This is a genomic window from Lutibacter sp., from assembly GCF_033723435.1.
Taxonomy (GTDB): Bacteria; Bacteroidota; Bacteroidia; order Flavobacteriales; family Flavobacteriaceae; genus Lutibacter.
Genome location: NZ_JAWVXC010000004.1, coordinates 121,466 through 140,979, shown reverse-complemented (window position 1 = coordinate 140,979; position 19,514 = coordinate 121,466). Strand labels below are relative to the sequence as shown.

The window sequence follows — 19,514 nt, the reverse complement described above, 5'->3', positions numbered from 1 at the left end:
TACAAACTATTATTTAGATAACAAATAGTAGGTTAAGGATATTTTTATAGGTATTAATGCGCTTCTAACCAATTGTTTCCTTCCCCAATATCTACAATTAATGGAACCGAAAGTTTGAAAGCACTTTCCATGGTTTTTTTAAGCAGAGGTTTTAAGGTGTCTTTTTCTGTTATGTGCATATCAAAAACCAATTCATCATGAACTTGTAGTAACATTTTGGTTTTGTAATTTCCTTCTTTTAGTAATTCATCAATTTTAATCATAGCTATTTTAATAATGTCTGCTGCACTTCCTTGTATTGGTGCATTTATAGCATTTCTTTCATCGGCTTTTCTTACAATTGCATTCTGAGAATTTATGTTTTTTAAATACCTTCTGCGCCCTAAAATGGTTTCAACATAACCATTTTTTTTAGCGAATTCTACTTGATTAGCAATGTAATTTTTTAGAGTAGGAAATTTTGCATAGTAGTTATCTATTAATTTTTTTGCTTCAGCTCTAGATTTATTTAATTGCTCTGCTAAAGTAAAAGCTCCTTGTCCATATATAATTCCGAAATTCACCGCTTTTGCATCGCTTCTTTGCGACCTTGTTACCTCTTCTAAAGGAGTGTTAAATACCTTTGCAGCGGTTGCTTTATGAATATCTTCTCCTCTTTGAAAAGATGCTATCATACTTTTATCTTCGCTTAAAGCTGCAATAATACGAAGTTCAATTTGGGAGTAATCTGCAGCAACTAAAGTGTAATTCTCATCTCTAGGAACAAAGGCTTTTCGTACTTGCCTTCCTCGTTCCGTTCTAATAGGAATGTTTTGAAGATTTGGATTGTTAGAGCTTAATCTTCCGGTTGCAGCAACGGTTTGACTATAAGTTGTGTGAATTCTTTTTGTGGTTGAATTTACTTCGTTTGGCAAAGCATCTACATACGTATTTTTAAGTTTTACTAATCCTCGCCAATCTAAAATATTTTGAACAATTTCATGTTTTGATGCCAATTTTGATAAAATTTCTTCACCTGTTGCATATTGACCAGTTTTAGTTTTTTTTGGTTTTTCAACTAGTTTTAAATGCTCAAATAAAACATCACCCAACTGTTTTGGCGAAGCTAAATTGAATTCAACTTCAGCTTCTTTATAAATTTTGGTTTCTAATTTTAAAATGTCTTCGGATAATTTTTTAGATAACGAATTTAAATAAACGCTATCCATTTTTATACCTTCTATTTCCATAGAAGCTAAAACGGAAAGCAAAGGTATTTCTATTGAATTGTATAAGCTAGTTAGATTTAATTTTTCTAATTTATTTTCAAAAATTGGATTTAATTGAAGAGCAATGTCAGCTTGTTCACAAACATAACTAGCTTGTTTTTTTAATTCAATTTCCTTAAAATTTAACTGGTTTTTTCCTTTTTTTCCAATAATGGATTCCAATGATTCTGGAGTGAAATTTAAATAAGTTTCAGATAAAACGTTTAGATTATGACGCATATCTGGTTGTAATAAATAATGTGCTAATCTAGTATCAAATAATTTCCCTTTAAGTTTTATGTGATGTGTACTTAAAAGTTTGCTGTAAAATTTTAGATGCTGCCCAATTTTTTCTATTTCATCATTTTCAAAAAACGGTTTGAAATCTTTTAAAATAGTTTGTGTTTCATCTTTAATAAATGGAATATAATATCCTGAATTTTCTGAATAGGAAAAAGCCATTCCAAGCCAATCACAATTAAAAAAATCAGTTCCTAAAGTTTCTATATGAAAACTAACTTTTTTTTGTTGATTTAACTTTGAAAGTAACAACTTTCTGGCTAAAGAAGATGTTACATGCTGGTATACTTTTCCTGAATTTTTAGTGTTTTGTGATGAGGTATTTTCTGTGGAATTTGAAAATAAATTGAATTGAGTATTTGTGTTGTTAGAATCTAAAATAGGAGCTTCAGTTTCTTTTACGTTATTTTTAGCTGTTATTTCAGGATGATTTTTGAATATTTTAGGTAAACTTTCCGCAATTCTTCTAAATTCTAGTTCTTTAAAAATTTCATTTGCTTTATTAAGATCGGGATGATTTAATTCGAAATCTTTTTCATTAAAAGTTACTGGACAATCAATCATAATTGTGGCCAATTTTTTGGAAAGGATTCCTAAATCTTTATTTGCTTCAATTTTTTCTTTCATTTTTCCTTTTAGCTCATGAGTATTTGCTAATAGGTTTTCCATACTTCCGTATTGTTTTAAAAACTTTTTTGCCGTTTTGTCTCCAACACCAGGTAACCCAGGAATATTATCAACGGCATCTCCCATCATTCCTAAATAATCTATAACTTGTTCAGGGCGTTCAATTTCAAATTTGGCTTTAACTTCTGGAATTCCCCATATTTCAATGCCATTTCCCATTCTTGACGGACGATACATAAAAATATTTTCAGATACCAGTTGCGCAAAATCTTTATCTGGAGTAACCATAAAAGTTTCAAAACCTTCTTTTTCTGCTTGTTTTGATAGTGTTCCAATTAAATCATCGGCTTCAAAACCTTCTTTTTCAATAATTGGAATATGCATTGCCTTAAGTATTTTATAGATGTATGGAATAGCAATTTTTATAGCTTCAGGAGTTTCAAGCCGGTTTGCCTTATAATCTGAAAAAGCTTCTGTTCTACTATGAGAACCTCCTTTATCAAAAGCAACTGCTAAATGATCTGGGTTTTCACGCTTAATAACATCTAATAATGAATTTGTAAATCCTAAAATGGCAGAAGTATCCATTCCTTTTGAGTTAATTCTAGGATTTTTAATTAAGGCATAATAACCACGAAAAATTAAGGCGAAAGCATCTAAAAGGAAAAGGCGTTTTTTTTGCATTTTTTAAGTAATGTTTTTAATTGAGTAAAAGTAAGAAAATCAATTTTAACAATTCATTAATTAATTTGGTAAACTATTATTTGAAATATAGATTATATTTACTTTTAAAATGAAATTTATTTTTATGATTAGATGGTTTATTTTAGTAGTAATTCTTTTATTTATAGATTTTTATGCTTTTCAAAGCTTAAAAACAATTTCTAAAAATAAATTTATTTTAGTACTTTATTGGTTTATATCTATTGGCATTTTAGTAAATTTTATCGTAAAATTAACTTCTTTTAATGGCTCAAAGGGACTTACTCATGGAATAATGTTAGCAATTGGCTTACTGATTTTATCCATAATTCCTAAAATAACGGCCATTTTAGTATTGTTTTCTGAAGATATTTTTAGAGTAATTAAGGCAGCATTTTCAATGAGTTCTTCAACAGTGGAAACCCATTTTCCAGCGCGTAGAGAATTTATTGCTAAAGTGGCACTTGGTTTAGCGGCAGTTCCTTTTGCTTCCATAATCTACGGAATGACAAAAGGAAAATATAATTTTCAAGTAATTAAACACACTTTATTTTTTGATGATTTGCCAAGCGCTTTTGATGGATTTAATATTACACATATTTCAGACATTCACAGTGGAAGTTTTGATGATGAAAATAAAATTGATTATGCTATAAATTTGATCAATGAACAGAAATCGGATGTAATATTATTTACTGGTGATATTGTTAATAATACTTTTGATGAGATGAATCCATGGATTGATTATTTTAAGAAACTTGAAGCACCATTTGGAAAATTTTCAGTGTTAGGAAATCATGATTATGGAGAATATGTTCATTGGAAAACCCTTGATGAAAAGGAACAAAATTTTCAAGAAATTAAAAATATTCACCCAAAAATTGGATTTAATTTATTGTTGAATGATAGTGTTTATCTAGAAAAAGAAAACGAAAAGCTAGCTATTATTGGTGTAGAAAACTGGGGAACTCGATTTAAAAAAGCTGGAGATTTATCAAAAGCATCTGAAAAAATAAAAAAAGAAGATTTTAAAATTTTATTAAGCCATGATCCTTCGCATTGGGATGCAGAAGTTAAAAATCATGAAAATAATTACCAGTTAACTTTAAGCGGACATACCCATGGAATGCAATTTGGTATTGAGATTCCAGGCTTTAAGTGGAGTCCAATACAATACGTTTATAAATATTGGGCAGGAATTTATAAAGAGTTTAATAGGTATATAAATGTAAATAGAGGTTTCGGATTTTTGGCGTTTCCTGGTAGAGTTGGTATTTGGCCTGAAATTACTGTAATCACTCTGAAAAAGAGGTGAATATTAATTTTTTAAATTAAAATGTTACATTTGTATATATACTTTTTTAGTAAAATAAGTTTTTAAGAATAATATTATGGCAAAATTTGGAGAATTAATTAGCTCAGATATTCCTGTTTTAATAGATTTTTTTGCTGATTGGGATGATGAAGAAAATAGTTTACACAGTATATTAAGAGATGTTGCTGCAGCTTTGGGAGATAAAGCTAAAGTAATTAAAATTGATATGGATAAAAATGAAACTTTAGCAAATGCACTTAGAATAAAAGGCAATCCAACTTTTATTATTTATAAAAACGGTGAAATGAAATGGCGTCAATCTGGTGACCAAGATGCTAATACTTTAATTAGTTTAGTAGAACAATATGTTTAACTGATTTTTTCAAAAACATACCCTTTTTCATAATAATATTTTAAAACTTTAGGAAGTGTATCTTTTAAATTTTTATATGCTTTTTTACTATCATGAAATGTAATAACACTTCCGTTTTCAGTGTTTTTAATAACGTTATTTAAGCATTGTTCTGAGGTGATAGAATTATCAAAATCTGCACTTAGCACATCCCACATAATTATTTTATATCCTTTTTTTCGTATTTTTTTTGATTGAGATATTTTAAATTTTCCATACGGAGGTCTAAACAAATTAGGCTTTATATTCGTCGTTTTTTGTATAGTGTTTTCGGCTTGAACTACATTTTCAAGATATTCATCAGTTTTGGTGTTTAACCCATTAATGTGATTGTGGGTGTGGTTGCCTATAGTGTGCCCATCAGTAATTATTGAAGAAGTTAAATTAGGATGGTTAGCTACATTTTTTCCAAGACAAAAAAATGTAGCTTTTGCATCGTATTTTTTGAGCTCATCTAAAATCCATTCGGTTATTTGTGGTGTTGGTCCATCATCAAAAGTTAGGTAAATTATTTTTTCTTCTTCCGAAAATTTCCATTTCCAATTATTGAAAATGTGTTTTACAACTTTTGGTGTTTTTACAACATACTTTTTCATTCAGGCGATTTAATTAAGAAATCATACAATTTTAGATAGCTAATATATTCTTTTTTAATAGAATTTGCATAATCAATATCATCATATTTTGATGCAGTTTTTACCAATTGATCGTACATTAATAAATTGCGCTCAATATTATCATAAACTGAATTTATTTCATCCTCTGAATATTGGCTGAAATAGGTTAAATTTTCTTGAAATACAGATTTTAATTGATTGGTTAAATCGCGAGCTTTATCTTTTTTATTTAGTTTATAGTATAATTCTACATAAGGAATTAACATACTATAATGTCCAAATTTGTGAACAGGCATTTTTTCTAAAGAAATATCTAGAATTTCTTCAGCTTTTTTCATCTTATGTTCATCAATTAAGGCTCTAACCAAACGTTCCATATTGTTACGGTAGGTAACTGCATTTTTTCTGGTTTCAGGATCTAAATAAACGTTATTATCGGTAATGCTTCCCCAATCCCAGTCTTTAACCTTTTTATACATTATATCTGTATCTATTCTTCCCATATCAAAAAAGCTGCCTTTATTAGGGGTTTTAATTGGTACTAATTTATAGGCTAAACCATCTAATTGAAGATAATCTTTCATCCAAATATATTCTTCATCTGCTTGTGCACCTCCAGTAAAATATATTGGTCTTTTCCAATCATTATTTGCTAAAATATCTAACATTAAAATTCTGTTTTTGGTTAAACTACCACCTATATTAATATCTATGTAAGGAACTATTAAAGCAGAATCTTTTTTGGCTACTATTCCATTTTTTAGAACAGCTTCTTTATCTACAGGAATTCGTATTTTGTTTGTTGGTAAAACTTTATCAGGTATTCCATCATCATCTAAATCGTAAAAAGTAACTTTATTTTTACTTTGAATCCACTTCATAAAATAATCTATATCTACTACAGAATCTTTGTATTTAGGGAAAAGTTCTTCAAAATAATACGCAACATCTAATGTTCCCCATTTATAATCACTATGTTTTAATTGTGATGGAATTGGGTCGGCATCATAAGTTTTACGTTTCATTTGGTCGATATACCAGTCCGTTTGGAATAAACTTGTGTTTATGGTTTTAATATCGGTTCTGTAATTTTCAGCTTCTTGCATATACCAAAGAGGGAATGTATCATTGTCTCCAATGGTAAATAATATAGCATCTTTATCGCACGAATCTAAATAAGCTTTTGCATTTAATCGAGCAGTATATCTGTTAGATCTGTCGTGGTCATTCCAATTTTGTGAGGCCATAACTGTTGGCACAGCTAATAAGGTAATTATAGTTGTGGCAATTGCAATAGCGTTTTTGTTGGCGTATTTTTTTAATTTTTCATAAATAGCTAAAACTCCGAATCCAACCCAAATTGCAAAAATGTAAAAGGAACCAACTACAGCATAATCTCTTTCTCTAGGTTCAAAAGGTTTAGGGTTTGTATAAAAAATAATTGCTAATCCTGTAAAAAGGAAAAACAGCAATAAGGTGTAAAAATCGTTTTTATTTTTGTTAAGTTGAAAAAATAATCCAATAAATCCTAAAATAAAAGGAAGGAAATAATACGTATTTCTACCTTTATTATTTTTCATATCCGTTGGTAAATTAGTTTGCGGACCCAAATGCCATTCATCAATAAAATTAATTCCACTAAGCCAATTTCCATTTATATCATCTAACTGACCTTGAACATCATTTTGTCTTCCAACAAAATTCCACATAAAATAACGGGCGTACATATAACCAAATTGAAAATCGAACATAAATTTCAGATTTTCTAAAAAAGTAGGTCTGCGTTTGCTTTTTTGTGGAATGCCTGCAATTGCTTTGTAATTTCTAATTACGGAAGCATCAGTACTAACCATTCTAGGTATAAATCCTTTTTGAGAACTACTCCAATTTGGCAAAGCGTTTTTGTAATGGTTTACAATAACGTATTTTCCAGTTTTTTCGTTTTTTTCGTATTTAGGTTTATCGTCTCTTGTTGGGTTGTCTTTATCAGTTTCTCTATTGTAAATTATAGAATAATAAGTATCGTAAAAAACATTTGCATCACCATATTGATCTCTATTATAATAAGCTAACAATTCTCTTGCACTTGAAGGGTCGTTTTCATTTATTGTAGTATCTGCATTTGCACGAATTGGTAACATTAACCAAGTTGAAAAACCTATTATAATAAATAAAACGGATAGGATGATTGTGTTAGCTCCAACTAGCTTTTTTTTATGAGTATAGTTTAATCCAAAATAGAAAGCAGCAATTAAAATAATTAAAGCAATTATACTTCCAGAGTTAAAAGGAAGTCCAATAGAATTCACAAAAAATAATTCAAGACTACTAAAGTATTGTAAAGTAAAAGGGAATAGCATTTTAAAAACAAATACTAATACTAAAATTGCTACCACATTTGCAATAGCAAATTGTTTTATGTTTAAGATTTTATATTTTTTAAAGATGTATAAAAATACAATAGAAGGAATTACTAATAATGATAAAATATGAACTCCAAAGGATAAACCAACAATAAAACTTATTAATAGCAACCATCTATTTCCTTGTGGTTTATTAAGGTCAGCTTCCCAACGTAATCCTAACCAAAAAAGTAAAGCCATTAAAAAAGAAGACATTGCATAAACTTCACCTTCAACTGCACTAAACCAAAAACTATCGGTAAAAGTATAAGTTAAAGCGCCTACTAAACCACTTCCTAATATTGCAATCCCTGTACTTTTTGAAAATATTTCTTTTTTAGCAACTAATCTTTTTGCTAAAGCAGTTATTGTCCAAAACATAAATAAAATGGTAAGAGCGCTTGATAGTGCTGACATTAAATTTACCATTTTTGCAAATTCTGTAGCTTTAGAGGCAAACATGGCAAAAAATGCACCTAACATTTGGAATAATGGTGCTCCTGGTGGATGCCCAACTTCTAGTTTAACAGCTGTAGGGATGTATTCCCCGCAATCCCAATAGCTAACTGTTGGTTCAATAGTTGATGCGTATGTAAAAAGAGCAATTGCAAAAGCAAACCATCCAATAATGTTGTTCCACTTTTTAAAGTTGAATGAATTCATGTATTTTTTTTTATTGAGGCGAATTTAGCAAATTTAAACGTAAATATTTAAATGGTAGTTCATTTGAAGTCTTAATTAAATATTAAAATGTAGTATTTTTAAAAAAAATAAAAAATTTATTTGCCGAATTAAAACTTTAGGTTAAATTTGCAACCTGAAAAATGACCCATGGTGTAATGGTAGCACTCCGGTTTTTGGTATCGTCAGTCAAGGTTCGAGTCCTTGTGGGTCAACAAAAAGCTTCAATTTATTGAAGCTTTTTTTTATACCTTGAAAGTGATAACTGGTAATTCAGCATGATTGGATATGTCTTTGCCAATACTTCCTGTAAATAAATAGGATAAACCTTTTCTTCCACTAGTATTTATTAGTATAACATCAGCATCAATAACACTTGCAAAATTAATAATACCCGATTCAACAGATATGTCATTATAAATATTTAAAGTATAATCGCCAAGATCATAATTATTTATAAAGTTTCTAATTGCGTCACTTGATTCTTTAGTGGTTTCAAAGTTGTTAATTGTATTAATTTTTAATAAATGAATTCTAGCGTTAAAAAGAGAAGCAAAGTCTAATATTTTTTGAAAAGAGACTTTGTTTTTTTTCTCAAAATTAGATGCAAAAACAATATTTTCAATTTTAAAATTGTCAATTTCATTTTTAATAACTAAAACAGGAATTTTAGAGTTTCTAACCACTTTTTCAGTATTAGAACCAACAAGCATTTCTTCTAGTCCAGAAGTTCCTTTTGATCCCATTACAATTAAATCCACTTTTTGCTTTTCGCTTTCTTCTATAATTCCATCAAAAGCCTTATGGAATTGAACAGAATCTTCAATGTCTAAACCTTTAAGAAATGGCAGCTTTTTGAATTCTTCAAACTTTTCATGTGCCCGTTTTAAAAATAATAAAGCAGTTGGAGTATTGCTAGATGAACCATAACTAGAAGGATCAATAACTCCAGTTGGTAACTCAAGCATATGGAGCAAATAAATTTTTGCATTTGAAATTTTTGCTATATCACTTGCAGCTTTTGCGGCATATTTTGCTTGTTCAGAAAAATCGACAGGGACTAATATACTTTTCATAAAATTGTGGTTAGATTAATTGCAAACATGGGTAAAAATAGCAATTTTAAATTAAAAAGAAGAATGATTTTTTATCAATTAAAAAAATGTTACTATATTTGCACGGAAATTAAAGAGGTTAAAGTGGAAAGGAGGGGACGTTAAGTCCCCTCTTTTTATAGAGAAAAATGGATAAAATTAAAATTAAAAACTTGGTTAATGGTGCTATTGAAGAAAATTCAAGTTTGTTTTTAATAGAATTAAATTTTTTACCAGACAATAAAATTTTAGTAGTAGTAGATGGTGATAAAGGAATTTCTTTAAAAGAATGTGTTAGAATAAGTAGAGCAGTTGAACATAATTTAGATAGAGAAGAAGAAGACTTTTCGTTAGAAGTAACCTCGCCAGATATTGCACAACCGTTAATTGTTAAAAGACAATACAAAAAAAATATTAATCGTACCTTACAAGTTAAATTAATAGATAATTCAAAAATAGAAGGAGTTCTAAAAAATGTTGATGAAAATGCTATTGATTTAGAATGGAAAGTAAGAGAACCAAAACCTGTTGGAAAAGGAAAAATAACAGTGGTTAAAAATAAAACAATACCTTTTAAAGATATTTTAGAAGCAAAAGTGAAATTATTATTTTAATAAAGTGAATGCATGGAAAATTTAGCATTAATTGAATCGTTTTCAGAGTTTAAGGGAGATAAAAATATTGATAGGGTAACCCTTATGGCGATACTAGAAGATGTGTTTAGAGCAGCTTTAAAAAGAAAATTTGGATCTGACGATAATTTTGATATTATTATAAACCCAGATAAAGGAGATTTAGAAATTTGGAGAAATCGTGTTGTAGTTGCAGATGGTGAAGTTGAAGATCCTAACGAAGAAATTGAATTAAAAGAAGCTCGTAAAATTGAACCTGATTTTGAAATTGGTGAAGATGTTTCTGAAGAAGTTAAGTTAATAGATTTGGGAAGAAGAGCTATTTTGGCATTACGTCAAAACTTAATTTCAAAAATTTATGAGCACGATAGCACAAATACCTTTAAACACTTTAAAGAGTTAGAAGGTGATATTTATAGTGCAGAAGTTCATCACATTCGTCATAATGCAATTATTTTATTAGACGATGACGGTAATGAAATTATTTTACCAAAAAGCGAACAAATTCGTTCTGATTATTTTAGAAAAGGAGATTCTGTTAGAGGTATAATTAAATCTGTAGAATTACGTAGTAATAAACCAGTAATTATATTATCAAGAACTGCTCCGGAATTTTTAGAAAAGTTGTTTGAACAAGAAATACCAGAAGTATTTGATGGCTTAATTACCATAGAAAAAGTTGCTAGAATACCAGGCGAAAAAGCAAAAGTAGCAGTAGATTCATACGATGATAGAATTGATCCTGTTGGAGCATGTGTAGGAATGAAAGGTTCTAGAATTCATGGTATAGTTAGAGAATTAGGTAATGAAAATATTGATGTACTTAATTATACAAAAAATACGGAATTATTTATTGCAAGAGCATTGAGTCCTGCAAAAGTAGCTTCTATGGTAATTCATGAAGAAGAAGATAGAGCAGATGGAAAAAAAGGCAGAGTAGAAGTGTTTTTATTACCAGAAGAAGTATCTAAAGCAATTGGTAAAAACGGAGTAAATATTAGGCTTGCATCTCAATTAACAGGATTTGATATTGATGTTCAACGTGAAGGAGTTGAAATGGAAGATGATGTTGAATTAACTGAATTCTCTGATGAAATAGAAGAATGGATTATTAAAGAATTTAACAATATTGGAATTGACACAGCCAAAGGAGTATTAGATAAAAGTGTTGAAGAACTTGTAAGTAGAACCGATCTTGAAGAGGAAACTATTTTAGAAGTTCAAAAAATATTAAAAGAAGAATTTGAAGATTAATTTTTAAATTCAACAAAATAATTGGCTTAAAAATAATTATATGGCTAACAACAAAACATTGAGACTGAATAAGGTATTACGAGAATTAAACATTTCGTTAGATAGAGCTGTAGAACATCTAGAATCTCACGGATTTGAGGTAGAAGCACGTCCTACAACTAAAATATCTGATGAAGAATATCAAATATTATTAGATGGTTTCCAAACAGATCGATCTAAAAAAGCAGCCTCAAAAGAAGTTAGCGAAGAAAAGCGAAAAGAAAAAGAAGAACTTAGGATTGCAGCAGAAGAAAAACAACGATTAAAACAGGAAGCTGAAGAAGCAAAAAGAGTTGTTATAAAGGGAAGAGCAGAAAAATTAGAAGTAAAAACAGTTGGTAAAATTGATATTGAGCCAAAACAACATAAAGACTCTCCTGCTATTTCTCCTGAAAAAGAATTAGAAAAGGAACAACCTAAAGAAGAGGTAAAAGCCGAACCTGTAAAAGAAGACATCAAGGTTAAAGAAGAAGTAGTTACAAAAATAGAAGTTGTTGAAGAAAAAACAGAACCTGTAAAAGAAGTTGTTGCTAAAGAAGAGATAAAGAAACCAGAAGTAGTATCTGAAATAAAAAAAGAAGTTACAGCTAAAAAATCAGAGGAAAAGCAGGAAGTAAAAAAACAGGAAATAAAGAAACAACCAGAAGCTAAAAAACCTGAGTTTAAAAAAACTGAAACCCCAGTTGTAAAAAAGGATAGTAAAAAAGAAGAAAAAGAAGAAGAAAAAACTCCTGAAACTAAAATTGCTACTCATTATAAAAAATTATCTGGTCCAAAAATCACAGGTCAAACTATAGATTTAAAACAGTTTGAACGTCCTAAAAAGAAAAAACCTGAGACAACTGACGCTAAAAAAGATAATAACGAGGCAAATAAAAAGAAAAGAAAAAGAATAAAAAAAGCACCTTCTGCAAACTTTAAAAAGCCAGGAACTGGTAATAACCAAAACAGAGGTAATCAAAGAGGTAATCAAAGACCACAAAGAAAACCAATTGTTAAGGAAGAGCCAACAGAAGCGGAAGTTCAAAAACAGGTTAGAGAAACTTTAGAAAAACTTCAAGGTAAATCTAAAAAAGGAAAAGGAGCAAAACATAGGAGAGACAAAAGAGATTTACATAGACAACAATCCGAAAAAGATTTAGAGCAACAAGCAGCTGAAAGTAAAATTTTAAAACTTACAGAATTTGTTACAGTTAGTGAGTTGGCAACTATGATGGATATTCCAGTAACCAATGTAATATCTGCTTGTATGACTTTAGGTATGATGGTAACTATGAATCAACGATTAGATGCAGAAACACTTACTATTGTTGCCGAAGAATTTGATTATTCAGTAAACTTTATTGGAGCAGAAGTTGAAGAAGCAATTCATGAAGAAGAAGATAAAGAAGAAGATTTAGAACCAAGAGCACCAATTATTACCGTAATGGGACATGTAGATCATGGTAAAACATCATTATTGGATTTTATTCGCGAAGAAAATGTAATTGCTGGTGAATCTGGAGGAATTACTCAGCATATTGGAGCTTATGGAGTTCAGTTAAAAAATGGTCAAAAAATAGCATTTTTAGACACACCTGGTCACGAAGCATTTACAGCAATGCGGGCTCGTGGAGCACAAGTTACCGATTTAGTAATTATTGTAATTGCAGCGGATGATGATGTAATGCCTCAAACTAAAGAAGCAATAAGTCATGCTCAAGCAGCAGGAGTACCAATTGTTTTTGCAATAAATAAAATTGATAAACCAAACGCAAATCCTGATAAAATTAAAGAGCAACTTTCTGCAATGAATTTATTAGTAGAAGATTGGGGAGGTAAAATTCAATCTCAAGAAATTTCTGCTAAAACAGGTGAAGGAGTTGATGTCCTTTTAGAAAAAGTTTTATTAGAAGCTGAAATGTTGGATTTAAAAGCAAATCCAAATAAAAATGCAATAGGTACTGTTGTGGAAGCTTTATTAGATAAAGGACGTGGTTATGTGTCTACTATTTTGGTACAAGAAGGTACGCTTAAAATTGGAGATTTTATGTTGGCAGGTAAACATAGTGGAAAAATTAAAGCTATGTTTGATGAACGAGGAAACAATATGACTGAAGCAGGTCCTTCAACACCAGTTTCTATATTAGGATTAGATGGAGCTCCACAAGCTGGAGATAGATTCCATATTTTTGAAGATGAAAAAGAAGCAAAACAAATTGCTACAAAACGATCTCAGTTACAAAGAGAACAGTCTGTTCGTACACAACGTCACGTAACCTTAGATGAAATAGGAAGAAGAATTGCTTTAGGAGATTTCAAAGAGTTAAATATTATTTTAAAAGGAGATGTAGATGGATCTGTAGAAGCTTTAACAGATTCATTCCAAAAATTATCTACAGATGAAATTCAAGTAAATATAATTCATAAAGGTGTTGGAGCGATAACCGAATCGGATGTTTTACTAGCAACAGCTTCTGACGCAATTATTGTTGGGTTTAATGTTCGACCTTCTGGAAATGCTAGAGCTATAGCGGATAATGAAGAAATTGATATCAGAACGTATTCTATTATTTACGATGCCATTAACGATTTACGTGATGCAATGGAAGGAATGTTATCGGCAGAAATAAAAGAAGAAGTAACTGGTAATGTTGAAATTAGAGAAGTTTATAAAATTTCTAAAGTTGGTAATATTGCTGGTTGTATGGTAACTAGTGGTAAAATCTTTAGAAACTCTAAAGTTAGAATTATTAGAGAAGATGTTGTAATTCACTCGGGAGAATTGGCTTCCTTAAAACGTTTTAAAGATGACGCTAAAGAAGTTGCTAAAGGTTATGATTGTGGTATTCAAATTAAAAACTACAATAATATTGAAGTTGGCGATGTAATTGAAGCTTATCAAGAGGTAGAAGTTAAGAAGAAACTTAAAAGAAATTAAGAAAAGAAATAAAAAAGTCGGGCTAAACCCGACTTTTTTATTAAATTTTATCTTCTAAAACAAAAGCACCAATAAATTTTTGTTGAATTATATTTAAAGCTCTATCAGCTTCTAATCTAGTATTAAAATCTCCAACTTGAGTTTTCCACTCAGGAGCAACATAAATTATTTGAACTTTATACTCTGGAAATGTAGATTGAAACTTATACTTTTTTGCGTAAGCATCTTTTTCAACGCCATTAAATAATTGAATTTTATAAACGGTTGAAGTCTTATTATTCTTGTTAAAGTCTCGTTTTTGGTTAACTAAACTACTTATTTTATCTTGTTCAGTTTGTGAATATAACTGTGTATAACTTGTTAAGCTTATAAACAAACTCAATATCAATATTTTTCTTAAATCAAGATGCATAATTTTATAATTTTGTTCAAATGTAAAATATTCCTTTATAAATTGAATTAATAAAATGTTATTTAGAATGGTTATAAATTACATTTAACATTACTCTAACGTTTCCTGTTTTCGTTTTTAATCTTATTTTTGTCGAATCTTTCGAAAATGACTTATATCATAGGTATTTCTAAAGAAAAAATTATACCAAACAGATTAGAAAATAATTTTTAAGTATGAAAAGTGTGATTAAACACCTTAAAATCAACAAACTGACCAAATTAACTTTCGTTTTTATTTTTACAAGTTTATTGAGTTTTGCGCAAGAAGGCAATTATGATAATGGTAAAAAACTATTTAATGCTAATTGTGCAGCTTGCCATAGATTAGATAGAAAATTGATTGGTCCAGCTTTGGCTAATGTTACGGAAATACGTTCGTTAGACTGGTTAAAACTTTGGATTAAAGATAATAATGCTTTACGTGCTAGTGGAGATGCTGATGCAAAAGCAATATTTGAAGAGTTTAAAGGAATGCCAATGACTCCGTTTCCTCAATTATCTGACCAAGATATTGTGGATATTTTAGAGTATACTAAAGGTAAACCAAAAGCAAAAGCTGCGGTTGCTGCAACTCAAAAAATTGATCCAGCAGTAGAACGAGGTAAAAAAATATTTAAAGCTAATTGTACAGCTTGTCATAGATTAGATAAAAAGTTAATTGGTCCACCATTATACAAAATTGGCGACCTACGTTCATTAGAATGGTTAAAACTTTGGATTAAAGATAATAATGCTTTACGTGCTAGTGGAGATAAAGATGCTAAAGCAATATTTGAAGAGTATAAAGGAATGCCGATGACACCATTCCCTCAATTATCTGATCAAGATATTGAAGATGTTGTTAAATATTTAAATGTTGGTGATGTAAAACCAGCAGCGGCACAAACAGCAGTTTCTAAATCAGATCCAAGATTTAATAAACCTGGCGTTAGTGTTGGAGTAGCTTTAGGACTTACCATTTTAGCATTTTTATTATTGTCATTAATAATTGCTTCAACTACTAAAAAACGAAAAGGAGAAGAAAGTGAACCGAGTATGATTGTTACTTTGTATAAAAATCCATTTTTAAGATTTTTAGCAGTAATATTTGTGTTGTTAGGAGGTGCTTATTTAGTGTTTGGTTTCTTTATGCAAGTAGATGTTAATGAAGGGTATCAGCCAATTCAGCCTATTAAATTTTCACACGCAGTTCATGCTGGCGCAAATAAAATTGACTGTCAATATTGTCACTCATCAGCAAAACATAGTAAAACATCAGGTATTCCATCAGTTAATGTTTGTATGAATTGTCATAAATCAATTTCAGAATATAATGGAGAATTATTTGGAGGTAATACTAAAGCAGATTTAGATGCTGAAATTCAAAAAATGTATGATGCAATTGGTTGGGATAAAGAAAATTTACAATACAAAAAGAATTATAAACAAAAACCTATTAAATGGGTTAGAATTCATAATTTACCAGATTTCGCATATTTTAATCATTCACAACACGTAACTGTAGCAGGTGTTACTTGTCAAACATGTCATGGTCCAGTTGAAACTATGGATGAAGTAAAACAATCGGCTAAATTAACAATGGGTTGGTGTATAAACTGTCATAAAACTACAGAAGTTAATATGAAAGATAATGGTTATTACAAAAATATCCATGATGAACTTTCTAAAAAATATGGCATAGAAAAAGTTACAGAAGCTCAAATGGGTGGGCAAGAATGTGGTAAATGTCACTATTAATAAAAATATAGAAATTACATAAATAAAACATGGCATCAAATAAAAAATACTGGAGAAGCGTTGAGGAATTGAAAGCCAATAGTCCTATTGTTGAAAGTTTACAACAAAAGGAATTTGCAGAAGAACTTCCAACGGATGAGTTTTTAGGAGATAAAGAAAATTTATCTAAGCCTTCAACTACCAGAAGAGATTTTTTGAAATATGTTGGGTTTTCAACAGCAGCAGTTACTTTAGCTGCTTGTGAAGGACCAGTTGTAAAATCAATACCTTATGTTGTAAAACCTGATGATGTTATTCCTGGTGTAGCAAATTATTATGCATCTACCATGGCTGACGGAACAGACTTTGCAAACATATTGGTTAAAGTTCGTGAAGGACGTCCAATTAAAATTGAGCCTAACAAAATGGCTGGTAATTGGGGAGCAACTTCAGCAAGAGTTCAGGCATCTGTTTTATCATTATATGATAACAATAGATTGCGTAACCCACTAGTTGAAGGAAAAGAGTCTGATTGGAAATCTTTAGATGAAAAAGCAATCCAAACTTTAAAAAGTCTAAAAGATTCTAACGAAAAAATTGTAATTCTTTCTGGAACTACAGCAAGTCCTTCAACAAATAAAGTAATTGAAGAATTTACTGGAGCTTTCGGTAATGTATCGCATGTTGTTTATGATGCGCTTTCTGAAAGTGCAGCTTTAGATGCTTTTCAAGCAATATATGGAGTAAGAGCATTACCAGATTATAAATTTGAAGATGCAGAAGTTATTGTTTCTATTGGAGCAGACTTTTTAGGAGATTGGCAAGGAGGTCATTATAGTGGAGCTTATGCAAAAGGAAGAAAACCTGTAAATGGCAAAATGTCAAAACTTATTCAGTTTGAATCAATTATGTCATTAACTGGTGCGAATGCAGATAAACGAATTCCAGTTAAGCCGTCAAACCAAATTTATGCATTGTTAAATTTATATAATGCAATAACAGGAAATACTGTAAATTCAAAAGAAACACCAGCTGATAAGGCAGTTAAAATGGCTGCTAAACAACTTAAAAAAGCAGGTAAAAAAGCAGTAGTTGTTACAGGTATACAAAATAAAGAAGCTCAATTAATTGCTATCGCAATTAATCAAGCATTACAATCAGAAGTATTTGATAGTACTGCTCCTCGTTTTGTAAAAGCAGGGGATGATGTTGCCGTAGCAAATTTGGTAAAAGAAATGAATGAAGGTAAAATAGGTGCATTATTAATAAATAATGTTAACCCTTCTTATACTTTACCAAATGCCGATGAATTTAATGCGGGACTTAAAAAAGTAAAATTATCTATAAGTTTTAGTTCAAATAATGATGAAACTGCTGCAAATACTAATTTAGTGGCAAATGCTCCTCATTATTTAGAGTCTTGGGGTGATGCAATGATGCAAGCAGGACATTATTCTTTAATGCAGCCAACTATACGCCCATTATTTAATACACGTCAATTTGAAGAATCCTTACTAACTTGGATGGGATCTACAAATTCTTATTATGACTATTTAAAAAACAATTGGAAAACTTCAATTTTAAATGGATCAACTTGGAATAAAGCATTAGAAGATGGTGTTTTTAAAGCAGATTCTAAAGTAGAACTTTCATCAAATACTGTAGATATAAATCAAATTGCTGCAGACTTGTTAGCTGCAACAAAATCATCTGATTTTGAGCTAAATGTTTATGCAAAAACTAGTTTAGGAGATGGTAAACAAGCAAATAATCCTTGGTTACAAGAATTGCCAGATCCAATTTCTAGAACTTCTTGGGATAATTATTTAACAATTTCTTCGGAAGATGCTAAAGCTTTAAATTTAGAAAACTGGAATGTAAGTGATGGAGCATTAAATGGAAGTAAAGCATCTTTAAAAGTAGGAAATACTGTTTTAAAAGATGTACCAGTGCTTATTCAGCCAGGTCAAGCAAAAGGTAGTATTGGTATTGCTGTTGGTTATGGAAGAACCGCAGGAATGAAAAAAGATATGATGATAGGATTAAATGCATATCCTTTAATGCAAAACTTTAATCCATTCCAAAAAGTAGAAATTGAAAAAACTTCAGGAGAACATGAGTTTGCTTGCGTACAATTGCAACATACAATTATGGGGCGTGATGAAATTATTAAAGAAACTACTTTAGATGATTTTATCAATAAACCAAAAGAAGATTGGAACGAAACTCCTGAGTTCTCTTTAAATCATGAAGAAGTTCCAGCTAATAAAGTTGATTTATGGGAAAAATTTGATGACACCATTGGACATCATTTTAATTTATCCATTGATTTAGCAACTTGTACAGGTTGTGCAGCTTGTATAGTTGCATGTCACGCTGAAAACAACGTACCTGTAGTTGGAAAACATGAGATTAGAGTTAGTAGAGATATGCATTGGTTGCGTATTGATAGATACTACACATCTGATATGACGAATGAAGTAGCTAAAGAAGAAGGTATTTTTGGAACAGGTGAAATGTTTAATGAAATGACTGTTCCTCAAGAAAATCCTCAGGTTGCTTTTCAACCAGTAATGTGTCAACATTGTAATCATGCACCTTGTGAAACAGTTTGTCCTGTTGCTGCTACTTCTCACAGTCGTCAAGGTCAAAACCATATGGCATATAATCGATGTATAGGAACAAGATATTGTGCAAACAACTGTCCGTATAAAGTTCGTAGATTTAACTGGTTCAAATACGCTGAAAACAGTGAATTTGACTTTAATATGAATAACGATTTAGGAAGAATGGTTTTAAATCCTGATGTAGTAATTCGTTCAAGAGGAGTTATGGAAAAATGTTCAATGTGTATACAAAAAACACAATTAAGCATTTTAACAGCTAAAAAAGAAGGACGACCAGTTAAAGATGAAGAATTTCAAACTGCTTGTTCAAGCGCTTGTCCTACAGGGTCTATGGTGTTTGGAGATGTAAATGATAAAGAAAGTGAAGTTGCTCATTTAATTGAAGATGATAGAACTTTCCATTTATTAGCAGAAGTGGGTACTAAACCAAATGTGATGTATCACTTAAAAGTTAGAAATACAGAAGAATCATAAAT

12 protein-coding genes and 1 tRNA gene are annotated in these 19,514 nt (G+C 30.1%); 8 read left to right on the top strand and 5 right to left on the bottom strand.

Annotated elements, in window-relative coordinates; translation table 11 throughout:
- Positions 1-53: 53 nt before the first annotated feature.
- On the bottom strand, positions 54-2,858 hold the full coding sequence (gene polA / locus R3342_RS07875) for a DNA polymerase I (protein ID WP_318939479.1): 2,805 nt from the start codon (positions 2,856-2,858) through the stop codon (positions 54-56).
- Between the two features lie 109 nt (positions 2,859-2,967).
- On the opposite strand from polA, the gene R3342_RS07870 reads away from it, so the two are divergent.
- Positions 2,968-4,191 (top strand): metallophosphoesterase, encoded by a 1,224-nt coding sequence (locus R3342_RS07870; RefSeq protein WP_318939478.1) that lies wholly within the window; start codon positions 2,968-2,970, stop codon positions 4,189-4,191.
- 76 nt (positions 4,192-4,267) lie between these two features.
- Entirely contained in the window at positions 4,268-4,564 is a 297-nt protein-coding gene (locus R3342_RS07865) for a thioredoxin family protein (protein ID WP_318939477.1), read from the top strand.
- Here the strand turns inward: R3342_RS07865 and R3342_RS07860 are convergent.
- Both R3342_RS07860 and R3342_RS07855 read right to left on the bottom strand, forming a co-directional pair.
- Positions 4,561-5,199, bottom strand: a complete 639-nt coding sequence (locus tag R3342_RS07860) for a polysaccharide deacetylase family protein (RefSeq protein ID WP_318939476.1) — start codon at positions 5,197-5,199, stop codon at positions 4,561-4,563. The two genes, R3342_RS07865 and R3342_RS07860, sit on opposite strands and share 4 nt — an antisense overlap.
- Positions 5,196-8,285, bottom strand: coding sequence for a DUF2723 domain-containing protein (locus R3342_RS07855; protein WP_318939475.1), 3,090 nt, complete (start codon positions 8,283-8,285; stop codon positions 5,196-5,198). Before R3342_RS07855 ends, R3342_RS07860 begins: the two co-directional genes overlap by 4 nt.
- A 162-nt stretch (positions 8,286-8,447) precedes the next feature.
- On the opposite strand from R3342_RS07855, the gene R3342_RS07850 reads away from it, so the two are divergent.
- Positions 8,448-8,518 (top strand) — tRNA-Gln (locus R3342_RS07850).
- Between the two features lie 30 nt (positions 8,519-8,548).
- Here R3342_RS07850 and R3342_RS07845 read toward each other — a convergent pair.
- Positions 8,549-9,379 (bottom strand): universal stress protein, encoded by an 831-nt coding sequence (locus tag R3342_RS07845; RefSeq protein WP_318939474.1) that lies wholly within the window; start codon positions 9,377-9,379, stop codon positions 8,549-8,551.
- 167 nt (positions 9,380-9,546) lie between these two features.
- Here R3342_RS07845 and rimP point away from each other — a divergent pair, with 167 nt between their 5' ends.
- Genes rimP through infB form a run of 3 tightly spaced genes read left to right on the top strand, consistent with a single transcriptional unit; the run spans position 9,547 to position 14,242 of the window.
- Entirely contained in the window at positions 9,547-10,011 is a 465-nt protein-coding gene (gene rimP, locus R3342_RS07840) for a ribosome assembly cofactor RimP (RefSeq protein ID WP_318939473.1), read from the top strand.
- Positions 10,012-10,023: 12 nt separating this feature from the next.
- Positions 10,024-11,283, top strand: a complete 1,260-nt coding sequence (gene nusA / locus R3342_RS07835; protein WP_318939472.1) for a transcription termination factor NusA — start codon at positions 10,024-10,026, stop codon at positions 11,281-11,283.
- Positions 11,284-11,323: 40 nt separating this feature from the next.
- Positions 11,324-14,242 carry a translation initiation factor IF-2 gene (gene infB, locus R3342_RS07830; protein ID WP_318939471.1) on the top strand — a complete coding sequence of 973 codons (2,919 nt, stop codon included), beginning with the start codon at positions 11,324-11,326 and terminating at the stop codon, positions 14,240-14,242.
- Between the two features lie 40 nt (positions 14,243-14,282).
- Here the strand turns inward: infB and R3342_RS07825 are convergent, their stop codons facing one another.
- Positions 14,283-14,654, bottom strand: a complete 372-nt coding sequence (locus tag R3342_RS07825) for a hypothetical protein (RefSeq protein WP_318939470.1) — start codon at positions 14,652-14,654, stop codon at positions 14,283-14,285.
- Positions 14,655-14,869: 215 nt separating this feature from the next.
- Between R3342_RS07825 and R3342_RS07820 the strand changes: the two genes are divergently transcribed.
- Positions 14,870-16,432, top strand: coding sequence for a c-type cytochrome (locus R3342_RS07820; RefSeq protein ID WP_318939469.1), 1,563 nt, complete (start codon positions 14,870-14,872; stop codon positions 16,430-16,432).
- 29 nt (positions 16,433-16,461) lie between these two features.
- Positions 16,462-19,512: a TAT-variant-translocated molybdopterin oxidoreductase gene (locus R3342_RS07815; protein WP_318939468.1), complete on the top strand. Its 3,051-nt coding sequence runs from the start codon at positions 16,462-16,464 to the stop codon at positions 19,510-19,512.
- Positions 19,513-19,514: the final 2 nt, after the last annotated feature.

Coding starts and splice junctions, on each gene's coding strand:
- R3342_RS07855 (WP_318939475.1), bottom strand. CDS start 8,285: ATGAATTCATTCAACTTTAAAAAGTGGAACAACATTATTGGATGGTTT.
- R3342_RS07865 (WP_318939477.1), top strand. CDS start 4,268: ATGGCAAAATTTGGAGAATTAATTAGCTCAGATATTCCTGTTTTAATA.
- R3342_RS07845 (WP_318939474.1), bottom strand. CDS start 9,379: ATGAAAAGTATATTAGTCCCTGTCGATTTTTCTGAACAAGCAAAATAT.
- polA (WP_318939479.1), bottom strand. CDS start 2,858: ATGCAAAAAAAACGCCTTTTCCTTTTAGATGCTTTCGCCTTAATTTTT.
- R3342_RS07820 (WP_318939469.1), top strand. CDS start 14,870: ATGAAAAGTGTGATTAAACACCTTAAAATCAACAAACTGACCAAATTA.
- R3342_RS07870 (WP_318939478.1), top strand. CDS start 2,968: ATGAAATTTATTTTTATGATTAGATGGTTTATTTTAGTAGTAATTCTT.
- R3342_RS07825 (WP_318939470.1), bottom strand. CDS start 14,654: ATGCATCTTGATTTAAGAAAAATATTGATATTGAGTTTGTTTATAAGC.
- R3342_RS07860 (WP_318939476.1), bottom strand. CDS start 5,199: ATGAAAAAGTATGTTGTAAAAACACCAAAAGTTGTAAAACACATTTTC.
- infB (WP_318939471.1), top strand. CDS start 11,324: ATGGCTAACAACAAAACATTGAGACTGAATAAGGTATTACGAGAATTA.
- rimP (WP_318939473.1), top strand. CDS start 9,547: ATGGATAAAATTAAAATTAAAAACTTGGTTAATGGTGCTATTGAAGAA.
- R3342_RS07815 (WP_318939468.1), top strand. CDS start 16,462: ATGGCATCAAATAAAAAATACTGGAGAAGCGTTGAGGAATTGAAAGCC.
- nusA (WP_318939472.1), top strand. CDS start 10,024: ATGGAAAATTTAGCATTAATTGAATCGTTTTCAGAGTTTAAGGGAGAT.